Consider the following 20,113-nt stretch of genomic DNA (forward strand, 5'->3'; position numbering starts at 1 on the left):
CAGACGACTGAGTCAGCGGTAGTTCACGAACTGCAGCGCGAAGTCGAAGTCCTGGCCCTTCAGAAGTGCGATCACGGCCTGCAGGTCGTCACGGCTCTTGGAGGTGACGCGCAGTTCGTCGCCCTGCACCTGGGCTTTCACGCCCTTCGGGCCCTCGTCACGGATGATCTTCGCCACCTTCTTCGCGTTCTCCTGGGAGATGCCCTCCTGGATCGAGGCGAAGATCTTGTACTCCTTGCCCGAGAGCTGGGGCTCGCCCGCGTCCAGCGCCTTGAGCGAGATACCGCGCTTGATCAGCTTGGACTGGAAGACGTCGAGGACAGCCTTGACGCGCTCCTCGGAGTTCGCCTCCATCAGGATCTTCTCGCCGGACCAGGAGATCGAGGCGCCGACGCCCTTGAAGTCGTAGCGCTGCGAGATCTCCTTGGCGGCCTGGTTGAGGGCGTTGTCGACCTCCTGCCGCTCGACCTTCGAGACGATGTCGAAACTGGAGTCGGCCATGTCCTGTGGCTCCTTGTATCCGGGGGTGTATCGGGTGCGTGTCGGCGCGCGTACTGGGCGACCGCCGAGTCCGGCTCAGGGCCGGTCCGCATTCGCACCAGCCTAGTCACCCACGACCTCCGGGCGCCGATCAATCGGGTGGCGAAGCACCCCTCGGTATCGGGTATTGTTTACGTCGTTGCCAGGGAGCGTCGCCGAAAGCGGGTTCGTACGGCAGCAAACCCCGGCGGTGTGCCCGAGCGGCCAAAGGGAGCAGACTGTAAATCTGCCGGCTTCGCCTTCCCAGGTTCGAATCCTGGCGCCGCCACACGGAAACGAAGGACCCGTGACCTGCTGTTTCAGCAGGTCACGGGTCCTTCGTCATGTACCCCTGTGATCGAGGGACTGTCTTACTCTGTCTCGCGTTCGAACGTCTCGTCTCGGGGTGCGTGGACGGCGTGTGGACGGGATTTTGGGCTGCTCAGCCGTGCTGTCCCAGGCGGGCTGAGATCTTGGCGTTCGCGGCCTCGTCTCCGTCCTTGAGGAACTCGGCGTATACCCGAATGAGCACCGCCACGCTGTGGCCGGCGCGCTCAGCCACCAACTGAGGTTCGACTCTGGAGCTGAGCCGAGTGGACCGAACTCGCTTCGTGCCTCCCGAGTCCGACGAACCTCACGTGGTGTATGGCGGCGATCCTGCGGCCGTGATCGCGGCACTAGATGTATTGACGGGTCGCGTCATGCAGACCGTCCCCACCCCCAGAGCTGCCATCGCTCCGCCGTCCGTCCCGCCTTCCCAGTCGGCCGCGAAGGCCTGGGCGGGCCGGGTCAGCGGCCCCGCTCTCGACAGCCATGTCACCTGAATGGCGCAACATGATGTGCCACCCACGTGGACGAAGATCAAGCTGGCTAGTGCCCCAACCGAGGCAATCCGTGAAAGGGGAACCAAATGCGCATTCGACGAATCCTCGCCGCCGTCATCGCCACGGCAGCCCTCGCCGGACTCGGCCTCACAGGCGCCGCCACCGCCACCGCCGCCACCACACAGGGTGCCCCAACCTACGTCACCCCTTCTGAGTGCAAGCAGGGCGGCGGAACGCCCGCGATCAATGAGCCGGGCAACCTCTGCAAGGGCGGTACGCACGACGGGGAGCAGGTCGACTAAACCCCACAAGGCGCCCCGCAGCCACGCGCCGCGGGGCGCTCCCGCGCGAGCGTAGCCGGGAGAGTCGCAGGGACTGTGCCGACCCGTCGGACACACCTAGACGCCACCCGATCCCGGCCTCAGTCTGAGGCCGGTTGACGCGTGGCAGGTCGAGGGAGTCCACGCAGCAACAAGGTTCCGCCCGAACGCGAGGGCGACGCTTCCGGGCGCATCGTGGGGCACGTGTGGGGCACGGAGCGGCGCACTGCGGGAACGGTCAGCTCAGCGCGGAGTGATCGCGCGGTCTGTACATCTGCCGGCTTCGCCTTCCCAGGTTCGAATCCTGGCGCCGCCACACGGGAACGATGGGCCCGTGACCTGCTAAAACGGCAGGTCACGGGCCCTTCGTCGTACCCCTTTGAGATCAGCGCACTGTCTCACGCTGTCTCGTGTTCGAACGCCCAATCTCGAAGTGTGTGGACGGGGTTTCCAGTACGTCAGCCGCGCTGGCCCAGCCGGGTGGAGATCTTGGCGTTGGCTGCGTCGTCGCCGTCCTTCAGGAACTTGGCGTACACCCGGAAGAGCACCGCCACGCTGTGGCCGGCGCGCTCCGCCACGAGCTGAGGTTCCACACCCGAGCTGAGCTACGTGGACACCGCCGCGTGGCGAAGATCATATGGGCGCTTGGCCAACGTCGACTCGTGCTCTGACGGGGTCAGAGCACGTGCGCGGGCCTCTGCCCAGACTTCGCCTTCGCCGTACCCGGTGTCTTGCACCAGGCCACCGCGCATGGTCTGGAAGAGCCGGCCGTCGGGGGCGGTGCCGTACGCGGTGACGTGCCACCGCAGTAAGGCGACCAGCTCAGGCGGGATGGGAACGCGCCGGACCGCCTTCCGCGGGCGGTGCTTCAGCCCTCGTCTGTCGTGCGCCTCTCCGCTGTCCGTCCACGCCGTGCCCGACCGGGGGCGCGTCTCCCGGAGTCGGATGGTTCCCCAGCCGCGGCGAGGTAGGTCGCAGTCCTTGAGCATCAGCCCGATGACCTCCGCCGGCCGCGCTGCGGCGTAGTACATGCAGCCGAAGAATGCCGCGAGACGTCGGCCACGGGGGCTTTTGGTCACCTACCGCGTCCAGCAGCTTTGCCGCCTGCTCAGGGTTCGGCACGCAGGCCGGGTCCACCTCCTCCACTACCTGCTCCGGTGCTTTCCACTTGATCCGGGTCAGGGGGTTGTCGGTGAGAAGTTCGGCCTCCACCGCGTGCTCAAGGGCGTTGTAGAAAATCGCGCGCTTTCGGCTGATCGTTCCCGGAGCTGCAGTCTTGCCGTCCAGTTTCTTGGAGATCGAGCGGAGGCTGGTCCGTACGAGAACGAGGTCCGAGAGCGCTGAGGTGGGTAGCGATTTGCGCTTGAACCAGTCCAGCACCTTGGCGACGTCGGCGGGGAGCTCCTCTTCCCAGCGGTACTTCGCGTGAGGCCGGGTGCACGACATCCGCTCTGGCCGCGTACGGGCCGTGATGGCAGTCCGCAGGGGTTGCGGGAGCGGAGCATACCTTGCGTCGGACGCTGCGTAGGCATGGTTCGACGCGACCGCGCTCCAGGGGTGGGGCGCTCGATGCGCTGGAGGTCAAGTTCCCCAAACCCCGGACTGTCAGTCTCTATCGCATCCGAACCTAATCCGCAACCGGCCAGCTGCTCCGATGGGCTGAAAAATCCAGTTTCTCGCCAGATGTTCCGGAGGGGTCGAGTCGGTTGACGGCGACGGCGGTGGTTGCGTGTGCGCGACCGGCGATACACGCCCAGAAGACGAAGAAAGGGCCTTGTCATGGTGCGTATGACGACGCAACAGTCCCCACCCGGGATGTCGTCTCCTCCCGCGCGGGCAGTTCACAGAGCGCGCAACCATCGTCTTGCCTCGGCAATCGCGCTCGCCCTGGCCGCTGGAAGCACCACCCTGTGCGGAACGGCGTACGCCCACGGGCAGAGTCCGGAAGTTCTTCGGTTCCCCGCCCGGTCGCCCGTTGCCGAGGCCGCACGTCGCCTGGCCCCCTCCTGTGTCGCGACCCCCGTGAACACCGTCTGCACCTACTCGTACACCGGCAGCGAGCAAACCTTCGACGTCCCGGCCGGCGTCAGCAACATCACCGTCACGACAGTCGGCGCCCCGGGCGGCCACGGCATCGGCAGCTCCGGCGTTTCCAGCGGCGGGAACGGGGCCTCCGTCGAAGCCGCCCTTCCGGTCACCCCCGGCGCCACACTCTATGTCGAGGTCGGCGGAGCCGGTGGTGACGGTGATGCGTCTGCCGGCAGTGGCGGTTTCAACGGAGGTGCTGCCGCCGGCGCCGTGGGCAGTGGTGCCGGCGGTGGCGGGGGTGGCGGCGGCGCCAGTGCCATCCAGACGTGTTCTCTCGGAGCCCCCGGTTGCGTCCTCACCGGCGACTCGAGTGACCCGCGGCTGCTCGTCGCGGCTGGTGGTGGTGGGGGCGGCGGCAGCAGCCGCGGCGTCTCCGGAGGTAACGGCATCGGCGGCAATGGTGGCAACGGAGCCGGCCCCGGCGGCTCGCCGGGCGGGGGCGCGGGCGGTGGCTTCGGTACGCTCGCCGGCAACGGCGGTGGTACCGGCGGAGGCGGAGGCGGCAACGCCGGCGGTACCAGTCCGCAAGTCGCCGGTGGTGGTGGCGGCGGCAGCAGCGGCGGCGGCTTCTTCGCCGGCGGAGGCGGGGGCGGCACCAGCGGTGGGGGCGGCGGCAGCTCTGACGTCTTTGGCGCCCCCGGCGACGCCGGCTCCGCGGGTAGCGGTGGCCCCGGTGCTAGCAGCAGCAGTTACATCACCACTCTTCTCAGCGGTGGGGGCGGCGGCGGCGGGTGGTTCGGTGGTGGTGGCGGGGGCTTTGATCCATTTGACTCCTACGGTGGTGGTGGGGGAGGCGCTGGGGCGTCGTTTGTGACGACCGATGCGGTTGGTCCGCAAGCTGTACCCGACACCACTGGCACGCCCACGGTCGTCATCAGCTTCGAGACACCAGCGGGTCCCACCGGTCCGACAGGGCCAACTGGCCCTACTGGCCCGCAGGGAGTCACGGGCCTGACCGGTCCGCAGGGAGATACCGGTCCTACTGGCCCGCAGGGAGTCACGGGCCTGACCGGTCCGCAGGGAGATACCGGTCCTACCGGTCCGCAGGGAGTCACGGGCCTGACCGGTCCGCAGGGAGATACCGGTCCTACTGGCCCGCAGGGAGTCACCGGTCTGACCGGTCCGCAGGGAGGCACCGGTCCTACTGGCCCGCAGGGAGTCACGGGCCTGACCGGTCCGCAGGGAGATACCGGTCCTACTGGCCCGCAGGGGGTCACGGGCCTGACCGGTCCGCAGGGAGATACCGGTCCTACCGGCCCGCAGGGGGTCACCGGTCTGACCGGTCCGCAGGGAGCCACCGGCCCTACCGGCCCGTACGGAGCCACCGGCCCTACTGGCCCGCAGGGATCGTCTCTGGACGTCTCCACGGTAGGCACCAAGCACAGCATCTACCGGGCCAGGGTGGACTCGAAGGGCAACGCTTGGATCCAGGAAGAGCGGCTCGACCGCGCGGGCAACCGATGGATTGCTTTGTCGAACATCCGGAAGTACCCCTCCGGTCCCGTTGCCAGTGTCTCTCTGACCATCGCTGACGGCCGTCTCCACATCTCACTGCTGACGACCAACGACAAGGTGTACGAGGCTAGCTGCCCGACCGACCGCGGCCGGCTCTCAGAGGAGTTCCTGCACCGCAAGTGCAGTCCGTTCGTCTCCGTCGCCACCCGCAAGTCGGACTTCGCGTAGCCCTTGGAGTGGTTCCGGCAAGGTGGTGAAAGGCCGGCGCCCGGATAGAACACGAGGGCTCCTGTACGGCCGCTCCCCGGCGTACAGGAGCCCTCGTACGTCAGCGGCGACAGGCAGATGGTCGACTCTGCCCCTCGTGAAGGCGCCGCGCGACACCTCGAGGCCTTCACCACCAGGTTGCGGGACGCGGGAGTGCTCGCCTCTGCGGGGGCTTCTGTGGTGGGCGCCCTCAATTCGATCGCGCACTGGCTGGGGCCGTCGGCGGCGAGTGTCCTGGCGCTGCTGTAACGCACATGTACGGCCACGCTCGGCCTCACCGAGCCCAACAGTATCCCGGCCTACAGGAGTCCGAGGAGCAGAAACTGCTTCCCCAGGCGTCCCCCGACAGCGTCGGCTTCAGGGGAAACCGCAGGCCGCAGGGGGTGAACGGAGCCTGCTGTAGATCTGCCGCAGTGACGTTCCCGGTGCCCGGTGGCGGCCCACAGCGGGCGGTGCCGCCCTGCGGCACGGGCGCAGGCACTCGATGCACTGTGCCAGCAGGTGAAGGCGCGTCAGCAGGTGAAGGCGCGCCCGCACCCCTGGTCTTGAGGTGACCAGCGCCGCCGCCTCTCGCGGCCGGGGCGGCACTGACCTCCAGCACCGGGGCGACGTCGGCTGGCTGCGGACCCAGCCGCAAGCACGTGCCTCATGCCCATGCGTGCGGCTGATGCCCTGAAGATGACATATATGGCATGTGTGGCAATATGGACAGATGTGGCATTTGGTGCGAGAGGAGTGCATCATGATCGCCAAGCTGCTGGGCAAGCTGTCCTTCACCCGCCACTACGGTGCGTACGGGGCCCACGAATGGGATGCGTACGCCGGCGAGGACTGGGTCTGACCGCCCTGCCGGCGGGCGCCCCCGGGCGCCCGCCGACTCCCAGCCACGCTGCCGACGACATCGGCCTGGACGGGTACGAGAGTCAGGGACGATCTCATGGGCCGAATGAATGAGCCGCCGCGGTTGCCTGAAGGAAGCTTCGCGGCCTGGAGCCGCGACCGGCTCGCAGTAGCGCGCCGTGGCGCTGACGAGTGCGGGGACGTCTGGCAGCTGGAGCCGGGTGTCTACGTAGCCGCTACGGCCGGGCCGTGTGAAGCAGTCCTGCGCCGCGCGCAGGACTTCCCCAAGGCACCCTCGCCTCTCTTTCCGCCGTTGAAGCGGTCGAGCGGAGCACCGACGCCTGAGGAACGTGCGTACGCTCACGCCGCCCGCATGCGCGGACTACGCCCGCAGGCGGTTGCAGCCCGGATCGGTGAGATTGCGCCCAGGGCCGCTCGATTTGCTGACCAGTGCCCCACGGGCCAGGACGTCGAGATTCTGCCCCCGGTCCGGCACGCCCTGGCAGAGATCGGCGTGCGCTACCTCTTCTCCGAAGACGCTCCCACCCTGCTGCCCTTTGCCTCACAGCTCTTCCTGGCGCGGGAGGTGCTCGTACGCCCGTCGCGCTGGGCATGGCCGCGCTGGATCCCCACACCGGCACGGCGGTTCCGCACACGGCAGCAAGTCGCCTTCACCAACGCTTTGCGGCCCATCGTCCGGCGGCGCCGTTCATCGGGCCGGCTCGGTGACGACATGCTGGGACAGATGCTCCGGCCCTCCTCCCGCTACGGCCTACTGCCGGAAGAGGCCATTCTCGACACTCTCCCCGGAATCACCGTCGCCACCTTCGAGACACCTTCCCGGGCAGCCGGATGGATCCTGCTTTACCTGGCCCGGCACCCCCAGGCAGCGGGCCGCGTCGCGGCGGAAGCCGCCTTGCTGCCGGCGGACCCGGCCGCGACGACCAGCGCCCACCTCGACAGCCTGCAATACACCCAGGCACTGGTACGCGAGGTGCTCCGACTGCACCCTCCGAGCTGGCTACTGACCCGGCGCGCCGCGCGACAGACTCAGCTCGCCGACTACACCATCGACGCCGGGTCCACCGTTCTCGTCTGCCCCTACACCGCCCAGCGCGACGCACGGGAGCACTCCGAGCCGGACCAGTTCCAGCCCGAGCGCTGGCTCGACGATTCGGGCTCGTCGGCGAAACCCGGGGTCTTCCTCTCCTTCGGTACCGGGCCGCATGGCTGCGAGGGAGCCGCTCTGGCCATGGCGATGCTGACGCTCCTGACCGCGCAGACCGCCCGCCGCTACCACCTGAGCGAGCCGCCCGGACCGGAACCCAGCTACCAGGTGACCACCTTCGAAGGTCTCGCAACTGTCGGCTTGCGCCTGCGTGCCACCTTGCGCAGCTGAGGGCAGTCCTGCTTTGAGTGACAGGCCGCCTCCACCCGTGAACAGCGAACGTTGATCAAGTTCGAGTGCCGTTCCGCACGCGCTTGGATGACCAGCTCATGGTTTGCTCATCGTGTGTCGCTGGTCGAACTCGTCGGCGAGCATGCCCTTCATGACGAGGTCGTGGTGCCGGCCGGCGAAGAAGACGTGTTCCCGCAAGCGCCCCTCCTCGGTGAAGCCGAGCCGACGAGTAAGTGCCAGCGATGCCTCGTTGTGGGCGAAGATCGCTGCTAGGCATTTGTGATAGCGCCGCTCGGCGAACATGAAGCGCAGCAGCAGCACTACGGCTTCTGTCGCGTAGCCCTTGCGCCGGTGGTCAGCGCCGATCGCGACATCAAACTCGAACCAGCCTGAAGTAGGGCCGGTGCGATGTGAGCCGACTGTCCCAACCAGCTCTCCCGTGGCCGTCGTTTCGACTGCCAACCGGAAGCGGTCGTCATCGCACTTGGCGACGGCTTGCTCCTTCGCCCAGGCACGGTAGCTCTCGGCGGACCGCGGTAGATCCAGCCGGCCCCCTCGCCGCCCGTCATCGTCGGCAAAGCGCGTGAACGCTGTCCAGTCGTCGGGCTCGATAGCGCGTAGGCGTACCCGATTACCAGTCCAGGACGATGCCATGCCCTATTTGATCCCATTGCAGTGCGCGCGAGGCTGAGAGGCACGCCGAAGCAGGTGCTGCCCGCCGTGCTCTGTCTCACCGCTGATCGTCGTTTCGCTGAGGCCGGACGTAGTCAGGGGCAGATTCCCCCAGACGTCCCCCGGAGTGTGCTGTGTCTGGGGAAACCGCTGATCAGTGGCATCTGATTGTGCCCACTGGAAGTGGGACGACTGTAACCGAGGGCTATCCGGCCTGTTCGAAGGTCAAGTTGCTACGAATAGATCCGGCTCGCCACATGGCTGCCAACTGTGGGTAGGACTCAATGAAACGGCGCATCTCTAGTAGAGCGGCAATCCTGGGCTCGCCGATCTCGTCGTAGTCGAACCCGGTGTCGTGAAAACCGATGCCGTCGAGATCGTTCCATGCCGGATTCTCGGCGAAGATCAGTTGCAGCTCTACCTTCCAGTACTCCGGCTGCCCATGCGAATCCTCACACTCTCCGGCATCGGTGACCGCAAGCAGTCGCGCGAAGGACAGCGCGGGCTGGTCGCCGTTCCAGCCCCACCTACCCCATTCGGCGATGAAGCCATCGCCGTCGTTCTCAGCCCCCTCGATCCCTTCGATCTCGATCTGGAGAAACTCGACGAAGGCATCCCACGCTGTCTCGACATTGCGTACGGCGTCGGGCTCGACCCCACGCTGTCGCAGTATCTGCGCGAACGCTTCGGTGCTAGATCGCCAAGGAATAGGCATACGAGATCCTATGGCGGCTGCCCTTGTGGCTCGGAACCCGCCCAGGTAGGCCATCAGCGATCGGCGGGGGCTCAGAGGCCGGGGGACGGGAAACCCGATCAATTCTTCTGGAAGTGATGGGCCAGGTCTCATGACCGGAACAGCGTCAGGACCCCCTGCGCCGCTGCCACCGAAGCCGGCTTCGCCGGCGCGGAGATCCCGCCGATCGAGCACGACCTGTTCCGCTTCTGTCGGCTGGTCGCGCCTGACAGCCGACGCCGCACCGGTCGGCAGCGCCGACGGCCGGCGCTGAAGCGTTTCCCCCGGCGCGGGCCGCGCGGTCATGGGGAAGCACCTCTGCCGACCGTGCCGCGGTCGACAGAGGTCACCCAGGTATCGCCAGCGGCAACTGTGCCGTGACCGTGGCTCCTTCGGATGTTGTGGTGAGGGTCAGCGTGCCACCGATCTGCTCGACGCGCTCGTACATGGAGCGGATGCCCACGCCGTGGGTCCACGGCTCGGTGCAGTGGCCGGTGTCGGCGACGGTGACGCGCAGGGACACGGGGTCGGGCAGTTCCAGCGTCAGCGTGGCGGTGTTGCCGTCGGAGTGCCGGGCGACGTTGGTCACGGCCTCCACGGCCACCCGGTAGGCGGCTACCTCGATGGCCGCGGGCAGCGGGGGCAGCCGGTCGGGGGCGTCGATCGTGACGGCCAGGGGCCGGCCGTCGGCGGTGCGCAGCGGGGCGATCCGCTGGCGCACGGCGTCGACCAACCCGAGCTCGTCGAGGGCCCGGGGCCTGAGGCCGTAGACGATCCGGCGGATCTCGGTGATCGCGTCACCGATGTCGGCGCGCAGCCCGCGCAGTGTCGCGACGGCCCGGTCCGGATCGGTGGAGATGAGGTTGACGGCCGCATCTGCGGTGTAGCCGATGCCGGTCAGCGTCGGGCCCAGCCCGTCGTGCAGATCGCGGCGCGTACGGCGGCGCTCCTCCTCCAGCGCGGTCACCACCCGGCCCCGGGACACACGCAGTTGCTCGCTCAGCCGCGCCGCGTGCAGCGTCTGGGCGAGCGGCGCCGCCACGAGGTCGACCACCGCTGCCGCGGCCCTGGGCAGCCGCAGATGTCCGGGCGGCAGGCACACCACGAGGTCACCGACGTGTTCTCCGCCCGCCCGCAGCGTGGTGAGCGTCGTGTGGCCGTCATCGACAGCGCCCGCGGTAGCGATGTCGACCCCGTCCTGGCGCAGGGCGATGCCGGGCACACCGAGTGTGGAGCGCAGGGTGTGCAGCCACAGCGGCGGTGGGGCGCCGGCGGTGAGGTCGGTGCCGAGCCGGGTCAGCGTCTCGACCGGGTCGGCGGACCTGCCGAACAGCATCTCGTCCATGCTCGCCTCGACCCGCTGCCGTACGGGCGCGTATCCGGCCGCGATCCCCGCCGCCAGAAGGGCCGGCACCCCCTTGCCGGGCCGGCTGCCGACGGCCAGCTCCCACAGCGCGGCGATCCCCTCGTAGACCGAGGCGCTCAGCGCAAGCATGACGATCAGTACGGAGGCGCCGCGGATCACGGCCCGTACGTCGGCGAGGCGCGGGGCGAGGAGCGCGACGGTGACGGCGAGGGGGAGCAGCAGCGACAACGCGCCCAGGGCGAGGATTGTCGCCAGTGGCCCCATGGGCAGGGAGTTTCCGGCGGCGAAGAGCAGCATGCCGCCGAGCATCGTCGCGGCGGCGCCCAGGACCAGCCACAGCACGCGGCGCCGGTCGTCACCGGTGGTGGCCTCGAAGAGGACCCAGGTCCCGGTGCATATGGCGGTTCCGGCGGCGATACTCGCGGCCACCTGCGCGGCCTGAACACCGGTCACTGCCGCAGCCGCGCATCCGGTGCCGGTGACGACAACGGCACCGTCCGCCCAACGCAGCAGCCGGGACGGCGGCCGCCGCTCCACCACGCGCAGGGCGGCCAGCGGCACAGTAACCGTCGAGCCGAGGACGGCCAGGACCACGGCGAGGGCACGGACGCCCACGGCGAGCGCGAGTGGCGCGGCCAGCAGACCGATCGCGGACGCGGCGAGGTACGGGCCCGCCGTCGAGCCCGGGCGGCACGCAGCAACCGCGCCCCAGGTCCCCGCCAGGTACGTGCCGACGATCACCGCCCAGATCACCCACTGCTCGGAGGAGGAGGGCGGGGCGATGCGGAGGGAGGCGAGGGCCGCCGCGGCGAGGAGCGCGAACGCGGCCCACAGGGAGACGACCAGTGCCGAGGGGCGGAGCGCGGTCACGGAGCAGGCTCCGGAAGATCCGCGCCCAGCCCCTGTTCCCGGGCCAGGATCACCGCCTCGGTACGTCCGCTCACGCCCAGCTTGAGGAAGATCGCGGACAGATGATTCGCCACGGTCTTCGCGGCCAGGGACAGTTCCGACGCGACCTGGGCATTGCTGGATCCGCGGGCCACGCGGTCGAGGACCTCCCGCTCGCGGACCGTCAGTTCGGGGAACGGAACGGCCGGCGCGGGCGCAGGGGAGAGGCGGCCGAGGAGGCGGGCGGCGACACCGGGCGCCATGACGTACTGCCTGGCCGCGACCGCACGGATGGTGGTGAGGATCTCCTCCTGCTGGGCGCCCTTGAGGAGATAGCCGCGGGCACCGGCGCGCATCGCGGACACCACCGTCTCATCGTCCTCGAACATCGTGACCACGAGTACCGCCGCGTCCGGCAGCAGCGCGGTCAGCCGCCGTGTCGCCTCAACGCCGTCCATCGCGGGCATCTGGATGTCCATCACGATGACATCGGGACGGCTCAACTGGGCCTCCCTGATCGCCTCTTCACCAGTGGCGGCCTCCGCCACCACCCTCACGCCGTCCAGCGAGGCCAGCAAGGCGCTCATCCCGCGCCGTACGACGGGATGGTCGTCGGCGATGAGCACCCGGATCGGGCCGACAGAGGAGGTCATGTCCCGATGATGGCCGAACGAGGCTCCCGGGAGCGAGGGTTCGGATGTCCTGCCCGGCCAGGAATACCTCCCGGCCGACTGGGACAATCGGGCGATGCGCGCCGAAGGGCTCGCCGTCGATGCTCGGTTCACCGGGCCGCCGCAGCGGCGGCCCCCAACACCTGGATCGGGGGACCGACATGAGCCGGACCGAAGCGGTGAGCTACCCCCTCACCCGCAAGAACAAGGTGGGCCTCGTACTCGCCGGGCTGCTCGGCCTGATCGACCTGACCAACTTCGCCAGCCCCCCTGGCGGCGACTCCGACACACCGGAACCGCCGACGGCCGTCCTCGTCGCCGGCGGCCTCCTCGGACTGATCACGATCGCCGCGGTGATCTACACCTGGCGCACCGCCAACCGCACCGGCTCCCGCGTCGTCGCCGGGTCCCGGATCCTGTCGGCGATCACCGCGCTTCCCGCGCTGTTCGTCCCCGGTATACCGGCCTGGATCGTGGCCCTCGCCGCGGTCTTCGTCGTCGTCACCGTCGTCGTGATCGGCCTGGTCCTGTCCCGCCCCGCCCCGGAACCCGCCGCCACCTGACCCGGCCGGCCGAGCCGCGATCGGCGGCCCCGGCGACCCGGGCCCGTCACCGGCCGCGTCCGGCACCACGAGGAGAGTGCCGGACGCGGTGCGGCCGTGGACTCGTACGCACCATTCCAAGCCTTCAGCAGCTCGAGCGAAGGAGGAACCAAGGGGGAAACGGGGATCGGACGTGCTGCGCTCGTGCTCGCGGTACTCCTCGCCGTCCTCGGACCGGCCGCCACTGGATGGATGAGGCCAACGAGTACGGCCCCAACCCGAGGCGCCCCGGCCTACTGAGCCGACATCAGCACCAGCGAAGGCCTGCCGCTCCGGCGGGCCTTTCGCGTGTCTCCTAGTGCGTGGAGTAGAGGTTGATTCCCCCAGACGTCCCCCGACAGTGCCCGGCTCTTGGGAAACCGCAGGTGACAATGGGCGAACGGAGCCCGCTGTAAATACGCCGGCTCAACCTTCCCGGGTTCGAATCCTGGCGCCGCCACTTCGGGGAAGACCCCCTCTACTACGGAAACGCAGCGGAGGGGGTCTTTTCGTGTTCCCGGGCCTGGCCCGCGACCAGCCCAGGGTGGCGCTGAGTCCACGTCGGCGCCCTGCCGAGCTCGGTACGGCTGTCTCGCTCCGGGGCACACTGACGCCATGTCGTCCCGTCGCAGAACCTGCCCTGTGTGCCGTCGCGAGATCGCCGTCGTCGCAGGGCGTTTCGCGCGGCACGATCCGCCCGGCGCGCGGGAGAGCGGGGAGCTCGTCTCCTGCTCCGGGTCACGGCGGCAGGCGCAACTGGGGGCGGTTCAGACGTCGTTGGACGGATACACCGTGCCGGACTTGCCCGGGCAACTGCCGCTCTTCTGACGGACCGCGACCAACCTCAGTTCCCCGCCACCGACTTCACCGCCACGGACACCGGTGTCGACCCGCTGATCAGCTCCAGGGTCAGACCGGCCGTCGCCGAACTGTCCACCAGTTCCGCGAGTACGGCGGCCACGTCGTCGCGCGCGACCGAGCCGCGGCCCGTGTGCGCCTCCAGACGTACGAGGCCGGTGCCGTGGTCGTTCGTCAGGGAGCCTGGGCGCAGGATCGTCCAGTCCAGGGAGTCCAGACCGCTCACGTACGCGTCGGCCTCACCCTTGGCGCGCAGGTACACGTCGAAGACGTCGTCGCCCTGGTGCGTTGGATCCGCGCCCATCGAGGAGACGACCACGAAACGGCGTACGCCCGCACGCACGGCGGCATCCGCGAACAGCACCGCCGCGCCCTTGTCCACGGTGTCCTTGCGGGCCGCGCCACTGCCGGGGCCGGCGCCCGCCGCGAACACCGCCGCGTCCGTGCCCTGCAGATGCGTCGCTACCTCCTCCTGCGTGGCCGACTCCAGGTCGAGCAGGACCGGTTCGGCACCGGCCTCCCGCAGATCGTCGCCCTGCTCGGCCTTGCGGATGATCCCCGCGACCTCGTCCCCGCGCGCGGCGAGCAGCCGCTCCAACCGCAGCGCGATCTGACCATGACCACCAGCGATGACAATGCGCATGTCTCCGACCGTACGCCCGAAGGTCCGCGACCGCCGCACGGCTTGGGAGCAGCCGCGGAGGTTCGACCGAGAGTGGTGTTTCGGGGGCGCGCGACGGGCGTTGAGCGCCCCCAGGTGCACGCTCCGGAAGCGATGTTCGCGGCACACGCGGCGGCCTACGCGGCGCGCACCCAGGGCACACGCGCGCATGCCCAGCGTGCGCTCCGCCCAGTGTGCCCTCCACCTGGCGTGCACTCCGCTTGAATGCGCACTGCGCCCCGCGCGCACACCACGCTCACCTGCCCAGCTTGCGATCTCTCAGCGTGCACGCCCAGCGCGCACCCTGGGGCGCACGCGCCTTTCGCACACCACATGGCGTGCACGCCAGGCGCATACTCCACGGCGCGCGCCCCGCTCACGCGCTGTCCAGCGCCCGCCGCCTCCGAGTGCGCCCTGCGTACGCGCCTCAACCTCGCGCCCGGCTCGCGGGCCCCGCCCCGCGCCCCGCTCGCACACCCTCACAACGCACCGCACCTGCAAGCCCCCATCGCCCCCCACCGCACGCGCAAGCCCCAAACCGCACCCGTAAGCCCCACATCCCAAGCCCCCTACGACAACTCCTTACGCCCCTGCCGAGGCAGACCCAACTCCGTGGTCGCCGCCGAGTTGCAGTACTCCCGTACGGCGCTCGTCCGGGCCACCACACGGCCCCGGTGGACCACGATCCGGCTGTACGCCAGGGACAGTGCGCCGGGCAGGTGGTCGCCGCGTACGGCGAGGAGTTCGGCGGGGAAGCCGGCCTCCACGCGTACCTCGGGGAGGCCGAGTGCCACGCGGGCCGAGGCGCTCACGGCGCCGTACGCGTCCTCGGGGCGCAGGCCGTGGCGCGAGGCGAGCAGGTAGGCGGCCTCGAGGGGGTCGCCGCGGCCGACAGGGTTGGAGATGTCGCGCAGGGCGCCGCTTCCGGCCGCGACGCGGACACCGGCCGCGCGCAGCAGTCGTACCGGAGCCGTGCCCCGCCGGTCGGCGCACCCGCAGCCGCCCTGCGGCAGGCACACGACCGTCACCCCGGCCGCCGCGAGCTGGTCGGCGACGCGGGAGGCCGCGTCGGTGCGGAGGCGTGCGAGGCCGGCGCACGGGCCGAGGGTCACGCCGGGGCGCAGGCCGCCCGCCATCGCCGCAAGCCGGGACAGGCAGGCCGGGTCGGTGGCGTCCGTGTGCAGGTCGACGGGGCAGCCGTGCTCGGAGGCCACCTCCAGGATCGCCTCCGCATAGCCTGTGGGATCCGGGTCCAGATCCGGACAGCCGCCCACCACGGAGGCGCCCATCTTCACCGCGTCCCGCAGCATCGCGAGCCCGTCGGCCCCGGCGAGGCCGGTCAGCACTTGTGGCATCGCCACCGTCGTCAGTTCGGCGAGTCCGCGCAGCGGCCGCCGTGCCCGCATTACGGCGGCCAGTGCGCTCAGCCCTTGGACGTCACCCACGCGCACGTGCGCGCGCAATGCGGTGGCCCCGTGCCCGAGTTGCAGCAGTGCGGCTTCCGTCGCGCGGCGCTGTACGTCCTCGGGTTCGTACGAGACGGGTCCGTCGCACTCGGCGGACAGGGCGGTGTCGGCGTGGGCGTGCGGTTCGGCCGGGGCCGGGAGGAGCAGATAGCCGGTGAGGTCCACGCGCGTGCCCGCGCAGCGCGACGGGCCCGGTGCCAGGCTGCCCGCCGTGCCGACCGCCTCGATGCGCGCGCCCGAGAGCCGTACGTCCACGGTCCGGCCGTCGGTGAGCCGGGCCCCGCACAGCAGGAGGGCGGCCTCGTCCGACGGCCCCGAGGAACCCGGCGAGTTCGACGACGGAGGTGGCGGCTGCGGCTGGCTGTCGGGCATCGCGCTCCAGGGGCTCGGGGGTCCGGCGGGCCATGGGGGTTCAGGGCTCGGGGACCGTGCACGGGGACGCAAGATCACGCAGAGTGAGTCGAGCCTAGGGTGGTCGGTCGCGCTCGGCGCGGAGGAGCGCAATAGTCGTACCGGCGTGGTCCGCTCGCCGGACGGGAGGGCTCCTGAGGCGACCGCGGAGGGTGGTGGAACGACCCCGGACGGGGGGTGCGAAACGGATTTGGGTGAACGGCGGCCGAGCGTGTAATGTCTTCATCGCTCGCCCCAATAGCTCAGTCGGCAGAGCGTCTCCATGGTAAGGAGAAGGTCAACGGTTCGATTCCGTTTTGGGGCTCTGGTGTGAGAGGTTCCCCGTCGCGAGGCGGGGCCGATCTCATCAAAGCGGTGTAGCTCAGTCGGTAGAGCAAGCGGCTCATAATCGCTGTGTCACCGGTTCAAGTCCGGTCACCGCTACTGACAGTAGCCGATTGCGGGGTCGGTCCTTCGATCGGCTACTCTTTTTTGCGTTGAACTAGTCCACCCGTTCGTCTTAGGAGCACTCACGTGGCTGCCACCGACGTCCGCCCGAAGATCACGCTGGCCTGCGTGGAGTGCAAGGAGCGGAACTACATCACCAAGAAGAACCGGCGTAACAACCCGGACCGTCTTGAGATGAAGAAGCACTGCCCGCGTTGCAACGCGCACACCGCGCACCGCGAAACGCGATAACAACAGGCTCGTACGCGAGGCCGCCCCTGCAGTCCGGGGGCGGCCTCGCGGCGTTTCCACCAGCTGGTTCCAGCGTTCCAGCTGACTTGTGGGCATTCACAGCGAACATCAGGAGGTGCCGGGCCATGGCGCTCGATCAGTCCTTCGTGGGGCGGACCTACCCGCCCACCGAGCCCTATGAGGTGGGCCGGGAGAAGATCCGCGAGTTCGCCGACGCGGTGGGGGACACCAACCCGGCGTACACCGACGCGGACGCGGCCAAGGCGCTCGGTCACCCCGATGTGATCGCCCCGCCGACGTTCGTGTTCTCCATCACGTTCAGGGCCGCGGGACAGGTTATCGCTGACCCGCAACTCGGCCTGGACTACAGCCGCGTGGTCCACGGCGACCAGCGGTTCGTCTACTCCCGCCCGGTCCGCGCGGGCGACCGGCTCTCGGTCACCTCGACCATCGAGGCGATCAAGTCCCTCGCGGGCAACGACTTGCTGGACGTCCGCGGCGAGGTCCACGACGAAGGGGGCGAGCACGTGGTGACCGCCTGGACGAAGCTGGTGGCCCGTGCGGCGGACCCCGCGGAAGGGGAGGCCTGACACCGATGACGGCGAAGATCGCTTACGACGACGTCGAGGTCGGCACCGAACTGCCGGCGCAGACCTTCCCCGTGACCCGCGCCACGCTGGTGCGCTACGCGGGTGCCTCCGGGGACTTCAACCCGATCCACTGGAACGAGAAGTTCGCCAAGGAGGTGGGCCTGCCGGACGTCATCGCGCACGGCATGTTCACCATGGCCGAGGCGATCCGCGTGGTCACCGACTGGATCGGCGACCCCGGCGCGGTGGTCGAGTACGGCGTCCGCTTCACCAAGCCCGTCGTCGTCCCGAACGACGACCAGGGTGCCGTGATCGAGGTCGGCGCCAAGGTCGCGGCCAAGCTCGACGACAACACCGTCCGCGTGGACCTCACGGCCATGAGCGACGGCAAGAAGGTGCTGGGCATGTCCCGGGCGGTTGTTCGACTGGCCTGAGCCCTGCGGTCGTACGGCTGGTGTGACCCTGCGGTGGTGCGGCTGTCCTGAGCGGTGCTGTGCTGGGTTGTCGGGTAAGGGGCGTTCTCCATTGCGGGGCGCCCCTTACTTGTATGTGGCCCCCTACCGGTCACAACGTCCTGCCGGCGCGGGAAGTGCCGCGCACCCTTGATGGGTGCCACCCGCCACCCTTGACGAAGTTAGTGATTGAGTACTAACTTCCTCGCATGGTCAGGATGAGCGCAGAGGAGCGGCGCGAGAGCGTCGTCGCGGCGGCGATCGCCGAGTTCGCGCAGAGGGGCTACTTCGGCACCTCGACCGAGGCGATCGCCAGGCGGGTCGGTGTCTCGCAGCCGTACCTCTTCCGGCTCTTCCCCGGCAAGAAGGCGATCTTCGCCGCGGCCTCGCTGCGCTGCATCGAAGACACCTGTCGCGTCTTCGAGGAGGCGGCCGACGGGCTGGAGGGTGAGGAGGCACTGCATGCCATGGCGCAGGCGTACGTGCGTCTGATCGAGGTGCATCCAGAGCGGCTCCAGATGCAGATGCAGACGTACATCGCGGTCGCGGCCGCCGAGGCGGAGGGTGACCACGAGTTCGGTGAGGCGGTGCGAGCCGGCTGGATGAAGCTGTGGGAGACCGTCCATGTGCCGCTGGGTGCGGACGTGAACGAGACCACGACCTTCCTGGCCTACGGAATGCTCGTCAACACCCTCGCGGCCATGGGGTTTCCGCCGGAGCACCAGGTCTGGCAGGGGATGTATCCGACCGCCCGGATCACGGGGCGGCTGGAGAAGTAGGGGAAGAGGGGGAGGCGGTCCGCCGCCTTTTCATGAGCGCGAAAGTTAGTAATCAATAACTAATCGTTGATCGCGAATCACGCTCTGGGGGAGCGATGGCACAGGAAACCGCACAGACCACCGAACGCCGCGGGGGAGCCGTCTGGGCCCTCGTCATCACCAGCGTCGCCGGATTCATGGCGGCCCTCGACAACCTCGTCGTCACCACCGCCCTGCCGTCCATCCGCAAGGACCTCGGCGGAGCGCTGGACGACCTGGAATGGACCGTGAGCGCCTACACGCTCACCTTCGCCGTCCTGCTGATGTTCGGCGCCGCGCTCGGTGATCGCTTCGGCCGCCGCCGGCTCTTCCTCGCCGGTCTCACCGTCTTCACCGGAGCCTCCGCCGCCGCGGCCATGGCACCCGGCATCGGCTCCCTGATCGCCGCCCGCGCGGTCCAGGGCGTCGGCGCGGCGGTAATGATGCCGCTGACGCTCACCCTGCTGACGGCGGCCGTGCCCGCCGCCAAGCGCGGGATGGCGTACGGCATCTGGGGCGCGGTCAACGGACTCGCGGTCGCCTCCGGGCCGCTCATCGGCGGCAGCCTCACCGAGCACGTCTCCTGGCACTGGATCTTCTGGCTGAACGTTCCGCTCGGCCTGGCCGTGCTGCCGCTGGCCCGCCTCCGGCTCGCCGAGTCGTACGGCACCGGCGCCCCGCTCGACGTACCCGGAACCCTGCTCGCCAGCGGTGGCCTCTTCGGGATCGTGTACGGCCTGGTGCGCGGGCCCGCCGACGGCTGGACCGGCTCCCTCGTCCTGACCGGGCTGTTCGCGGGCGGGTCCCTGCTCGTCGGGTTCGTCCTCTACAGCACCCGCGCGAAGAACCCCATGCTCCCCATGCGGCTCTTCCGCTCCCCCGCCTTCTCCGGGATCAACGTGGCCAGCCTGCTGATGTTCCTCGGCATGTTCGGCTCGATCTTCCTGCTCAGCCAGTACATGCAGGGCGTGCTCGGCTACTCGCCCACAGAGGCCGGCCTCAGGATGCTGCCGTGGACCGGCATGCCGATGCTCGTCGCGCCGATCGCCGGCATCCTCTCCGACCGCATCGGCGGCCGCCCGGTCGTCGCTGCCGGGCTGTTCCTCCAGGCCGCCGGACTCGGCTACCTCGCCTCCGTGGTCACCGCCGACGTCTCCTACGCCGCGCAGCTGCCCGGCCTGATCATCAGCGGTGTCGGGATGGCGCTGTACTTCGCTCCGGCCGCCAACCTGGTCATGTCCAGCGTCCGGCCGCGGGAGCAGGGCATCGCCTCCGGCGCGAACAACGCGCTGCGCGAGGTGGGTGGTGCGCTCGGCATCGCGATCATGTCGTCGATCTTCTCGGCGCAGGGCGGTTACGAGTCCGCCCAGTCCTTCGTCGACGGCCTGCGGCCCGCCTTGGTGACCGGCGCCTCGGTGGTCGCCCTCGGCGCGCTCGCGGCCCTGGCGATCCCGAACCGGCGCCGTGCCGCCCGGCTGGTGACGTCGGCCGAACAGGAGCCGGTCCTGGAGACCGCCGCCCATTGAGCAGGACCGGACATCGCCGATTCGCTGTGGCACGCGCGCGTACGGCCCCGT

At 69.5% G+C, this 20,113-nt stretch carries 19 protein-coding genes and 3 tRNA genes; 13 read left to right on the top strand and 9 right to left on the bottom strand.

All coding sequences use genetic code 11. The features are described 5' to 3' along the window. Window positions 1–12: 12 nt before the first annotated feature. Window positions 13–501, bottom strand: coding sequence for a YajQ family cyclic di-GMP-binding protein (locus ACFYXB_RS01090; protein ID WP_189317835.1), 489 nt, complete (start codon window positions 499–501; stop codon window positions 13–15). Between the two features lie 225 nt (window positions 502–726). Between ACFYXB_RS01090 and ACFYXB_RS01095 the strand changes: the two genes are divergently transcribed. Together ACFYXB_RS01095 and ACFYXB_RS01100 are read left to right on the top strand one after the other, a co-directional pair. Continuing rightward, a tRNA-Tyr gene (locus ACFYXB_RS01095) sits at window positions 727–808 on the top strand. Between the two features lie 621 nt (window positions 809–1,429). Beyond that, window positions 1,430–1,645: a hypothetical protein gene (locus tag ACFYXB_RS01100; protein WP_389576605.1), complete on the top strand. Its 216-nt coding sequence runs from the start codon at window positions 1,430–1,432 to the stop codon at window positions 1,643–1,645. Between the two features lie 623 nt (window positions 1,646–2,268). Here the strand turns inward: ACFYXB_RS01100 and ACFYXB_RS01105 are convergent. Together ACFYXB_RS01105 and ACFYXB_RS01110 are read right to left on the bottom strand one after the other, a co-directional pair. Next, entirely contained in the window at window positions 2,269–2,694 is a 426-nt protein-coding gene (locus ACFYXB_RS01105; RefSeq protein ID WP_389576607.1) for a hypothetical protein, read from the bottom strand. A 1,830-nt stretch (window positions 2,695–4,524) separates the two neighbouring features. Beyond that, window positions 4,525–5,139: a DUF4573 domain-containing protein gene (locus ACFYXB_RS01110; RefSeq protein WP_389576609.1), complete on the bottom strand. Its 615-nt coding sequence runs from the start codon at window positions 5,137–5,139 to the stop codon at window positions 4,525–4,527. A gap of 13 nt (window positions 5,140–5,152) precedes the next feature. Here ACFYXB_RS01110 and ACFYXB_RS01115 point away from each other — a divergent pair, with 13 nt between their 5' ends. Then, complete coding sequence (locus tag ACFYXB_RS01115) at window positions 5,153–5,434, top strand: hypothetical protein (RefSeq protein WP_389576611.1); 282 nt, start codon at window positions 5,153–5,155, stop codon at window positions 5,432–5,434. Between the two features lie 1,252 nt (window positions 5,435–6,686). Next, window positions 6,687–7,712: a cytochrome P450 gene (locus ACFYXB_RS01120; protein WP_388507243.1), complete on the top strand. Its 1,026-nt coding sequence runs from the start codon at window positions 6,687–6,689 to the stop codon at window positions 7,710–7,712. A gap of 96 nt (window positions 7,713–7,808) precedes the next feature. Here ACFYXB_RS01120 and ACFYXB_RS01125 read toward each other — a convergent pair whose 3' ends face one another. From ACFYXB_RS01125 to ACFYXB_RS01140, 4 genes are all read right to left on the bottom strand, one after another. After that, entirely contained in the window at window positions 7,809–8,366 is a 558-nt protein-coding gene (locus ACFYXB_RS01125) for a GNAT family N-acetyltransferase (protein ID WP_389576613.1), read from the bottom strand. Window positions 8,367–8,589: 223 nt separating this feature from the next. After that, window positions 8,590–9,423, bottom strand: a complete 834-nt coding sequence (locus ACFYXB_RS01130; RefSeq protein ID WP_389576615.1) for a hypothetical protein — start codon at window positions 9,421–9,423, stop codon at window positions 8,590–8,592. 40 nt (window positions 9,424–9,463) lie between these two features. Beyond that, window positions 9,464–11,353, bottom strand: a complete 1,890-nt coding sequence (locus ACFYXB_RS01135; RefSeq protein ID WP_389576617.1) for a sensor histidine kinase — start codon at window positions 11,351–11,353, stop codon at window positions 9,464–9,466. Continuing rightward, complete coding sequence (locus tag ACFYXB_RS01140; protein WP_351365583.1) at window positions 11,350–12,024, bottom strand: response regulator transcription factor; 675 nt, start codon at window positions 12,022–12,024, stop codon at window positions 11,350–11,352. The genes ACFYXB_RS01135 and ACFYXB_RS01140 overlap by 4 nt, the downstream gene beginning before the upstream one ends. 179 nt (window positions 12,025–12,203) lie before the next feature. On the opposite strand from ACFYXB_RS01140, the gene ACFYXB_RS01145 reads away from it, so the two are divergent. Then, window positions 12,204–12,605, top strand: a complete 402-nt coding sequence (locus ACFYXB_RS01145) for a hypothetical protein (protein ID WP_389576619.1) — start codon at window positions 12,204–12,206, stop codon at window positions 12,603–12,605. 633 nt (window positions 12,606–13,238) lie between these two features. After that, window positions 13,239–13,451, top strand: a complete 213-nt coding sequence (locus tag ACFYXB_RS01150) for a hypothetical protein (RefSeq protein WP_389576621.1) — start codon at window positions 13,239–13,241, stop codon at window positions 13,449–13,451. Between the two features lie 16 nt (window positions 13,452–13,467). Here ACFYXB_RS01150 and ACFYXB_RS01155 read toward each other — a convergent pair whose 3' ends face one another. Continuing rightward, window positions 13,468–14,124: an SDR family oxidoreductase gene (locus tag ACFYXB_RS01155; RefSeq protein ID WP_389576622.1), complete on the bottom strand. Its 657-nt coding sequence runs from the start codon at window positions 14,122–14,124 to the stop codon at window positions 13,468–13,470. Window positions 14,125–14,711: 587 nt separating this feature from the next. Then, window positions 14,712–15,980 (bottom strand): amidohydrolase family protein, encoded by a 1,269-nt coding sequence (locus tag ACFYXB_RS01160; RefSeq protein WP_351366049.1) that lies wholly within the window; start codon window positions 15,978–15,980, stop codon window positions 14,712–14,714. Between the two features lie 270 nt (window positions 15,981–16,250). On the opposite strand from ACFYXB_RS01160, the gene ACFYXB_RS01165 reads away from it, so the two are divergent. The 7 genes from ACFYXB_RS01165 to ACFYXB_RS01195 all read left to right on the top strand — a co-directional run bounded on the left by ACFYXB_RS01165 (window position 16,251) and on the right by ACFYXB_RS01195 (window position 20,062). After that, window positions 16,251–16,323, top strand: a tRNA-Thr gene (locus ACFYXB_RS01165). Between the two features lie 46 nt (window positions 16,324–16,369). After that, window positions 16,370–16,442: transfer RNA gene (locus ACFYXB_RS01170), tRNA-Met, on the top strand. A gap of 90 nt (window positions 16,443–16,532) precedes the next feature. Beyond that, window positions 16,533–16,697, top strand: coding sequence for a 50S ribosomal protein L33 (rpmG, locus tag ACFYXB_RS01175; RefSeq protein WP_003948671.1), 165 nt, complete (start codon window positions 16,533–16,535; stop codon window positions 16,695–16,697). 125 nt (window positions 16,698–16,822) lie between these two features. Further along, window positions 16,823–17,287: a MaoC family dehydratase N-terminal domain-containing protein gene (locus ACFYXB_RS01180; protein WP_389576624.1), complete on the top strand. Its 465-nt coding sequence runs from the start codon at window positions 16,823–16,825 to the stop codon at window positions 17,285–17,287. Window positions 17,288–17,292: 5 nt separating this feature from the next. Further along, the gene (locus ACFYXB_RS01185; protein WP_351366055.1) at window positions 17,293–17,721 is read left to right on the top strand and encodes a MaoC family dehydratase; all 429 of its coding nucleotides are present in this window, start codon (window positions 17,293–17,295) and stop codon (window positions 17,719–17,721) included. Window positions 17,722–17,948: 227 nt separating this feature from the next. Next, window positions 17,949–18,518: a TetR/AcrR family transcriptional regulator gene (locus tag ACFYXB_RS01190; RefSeq protein ID WP_389576626.1), complete on the top strand. Its 570-nt coding sequence runs from the start codon at window positions 17,949–17,951 to the stop codon at window positions 18,516–18,518. A gap of 95 nt (window positions 18,519–18,613) precedes the next feature. After that, window positions 18,614–20,062 (top strand): DHA2 family efflux MFS transporter permease subunit, encoded by a 1,449-nt coding sequence (locus ACFYXB_RS01195; RefSeq protein WP_389576628.1) that lies wholly within the window; start codon window positions 18,614–18,616, stop codon window positions 20,060–20,062. Window positions 20,063–20,113 lie beyond the last annotated feature (51 nt).

The sequence above is a fragment of the Streptomyces sp. NPDC002619 genome (assembly GCF_042889305.1).
GTDB lineage: Bacteria > Actinomycetota > Actinomycetes > Streptomycetales > Streptomycetaceae > Streptomyces.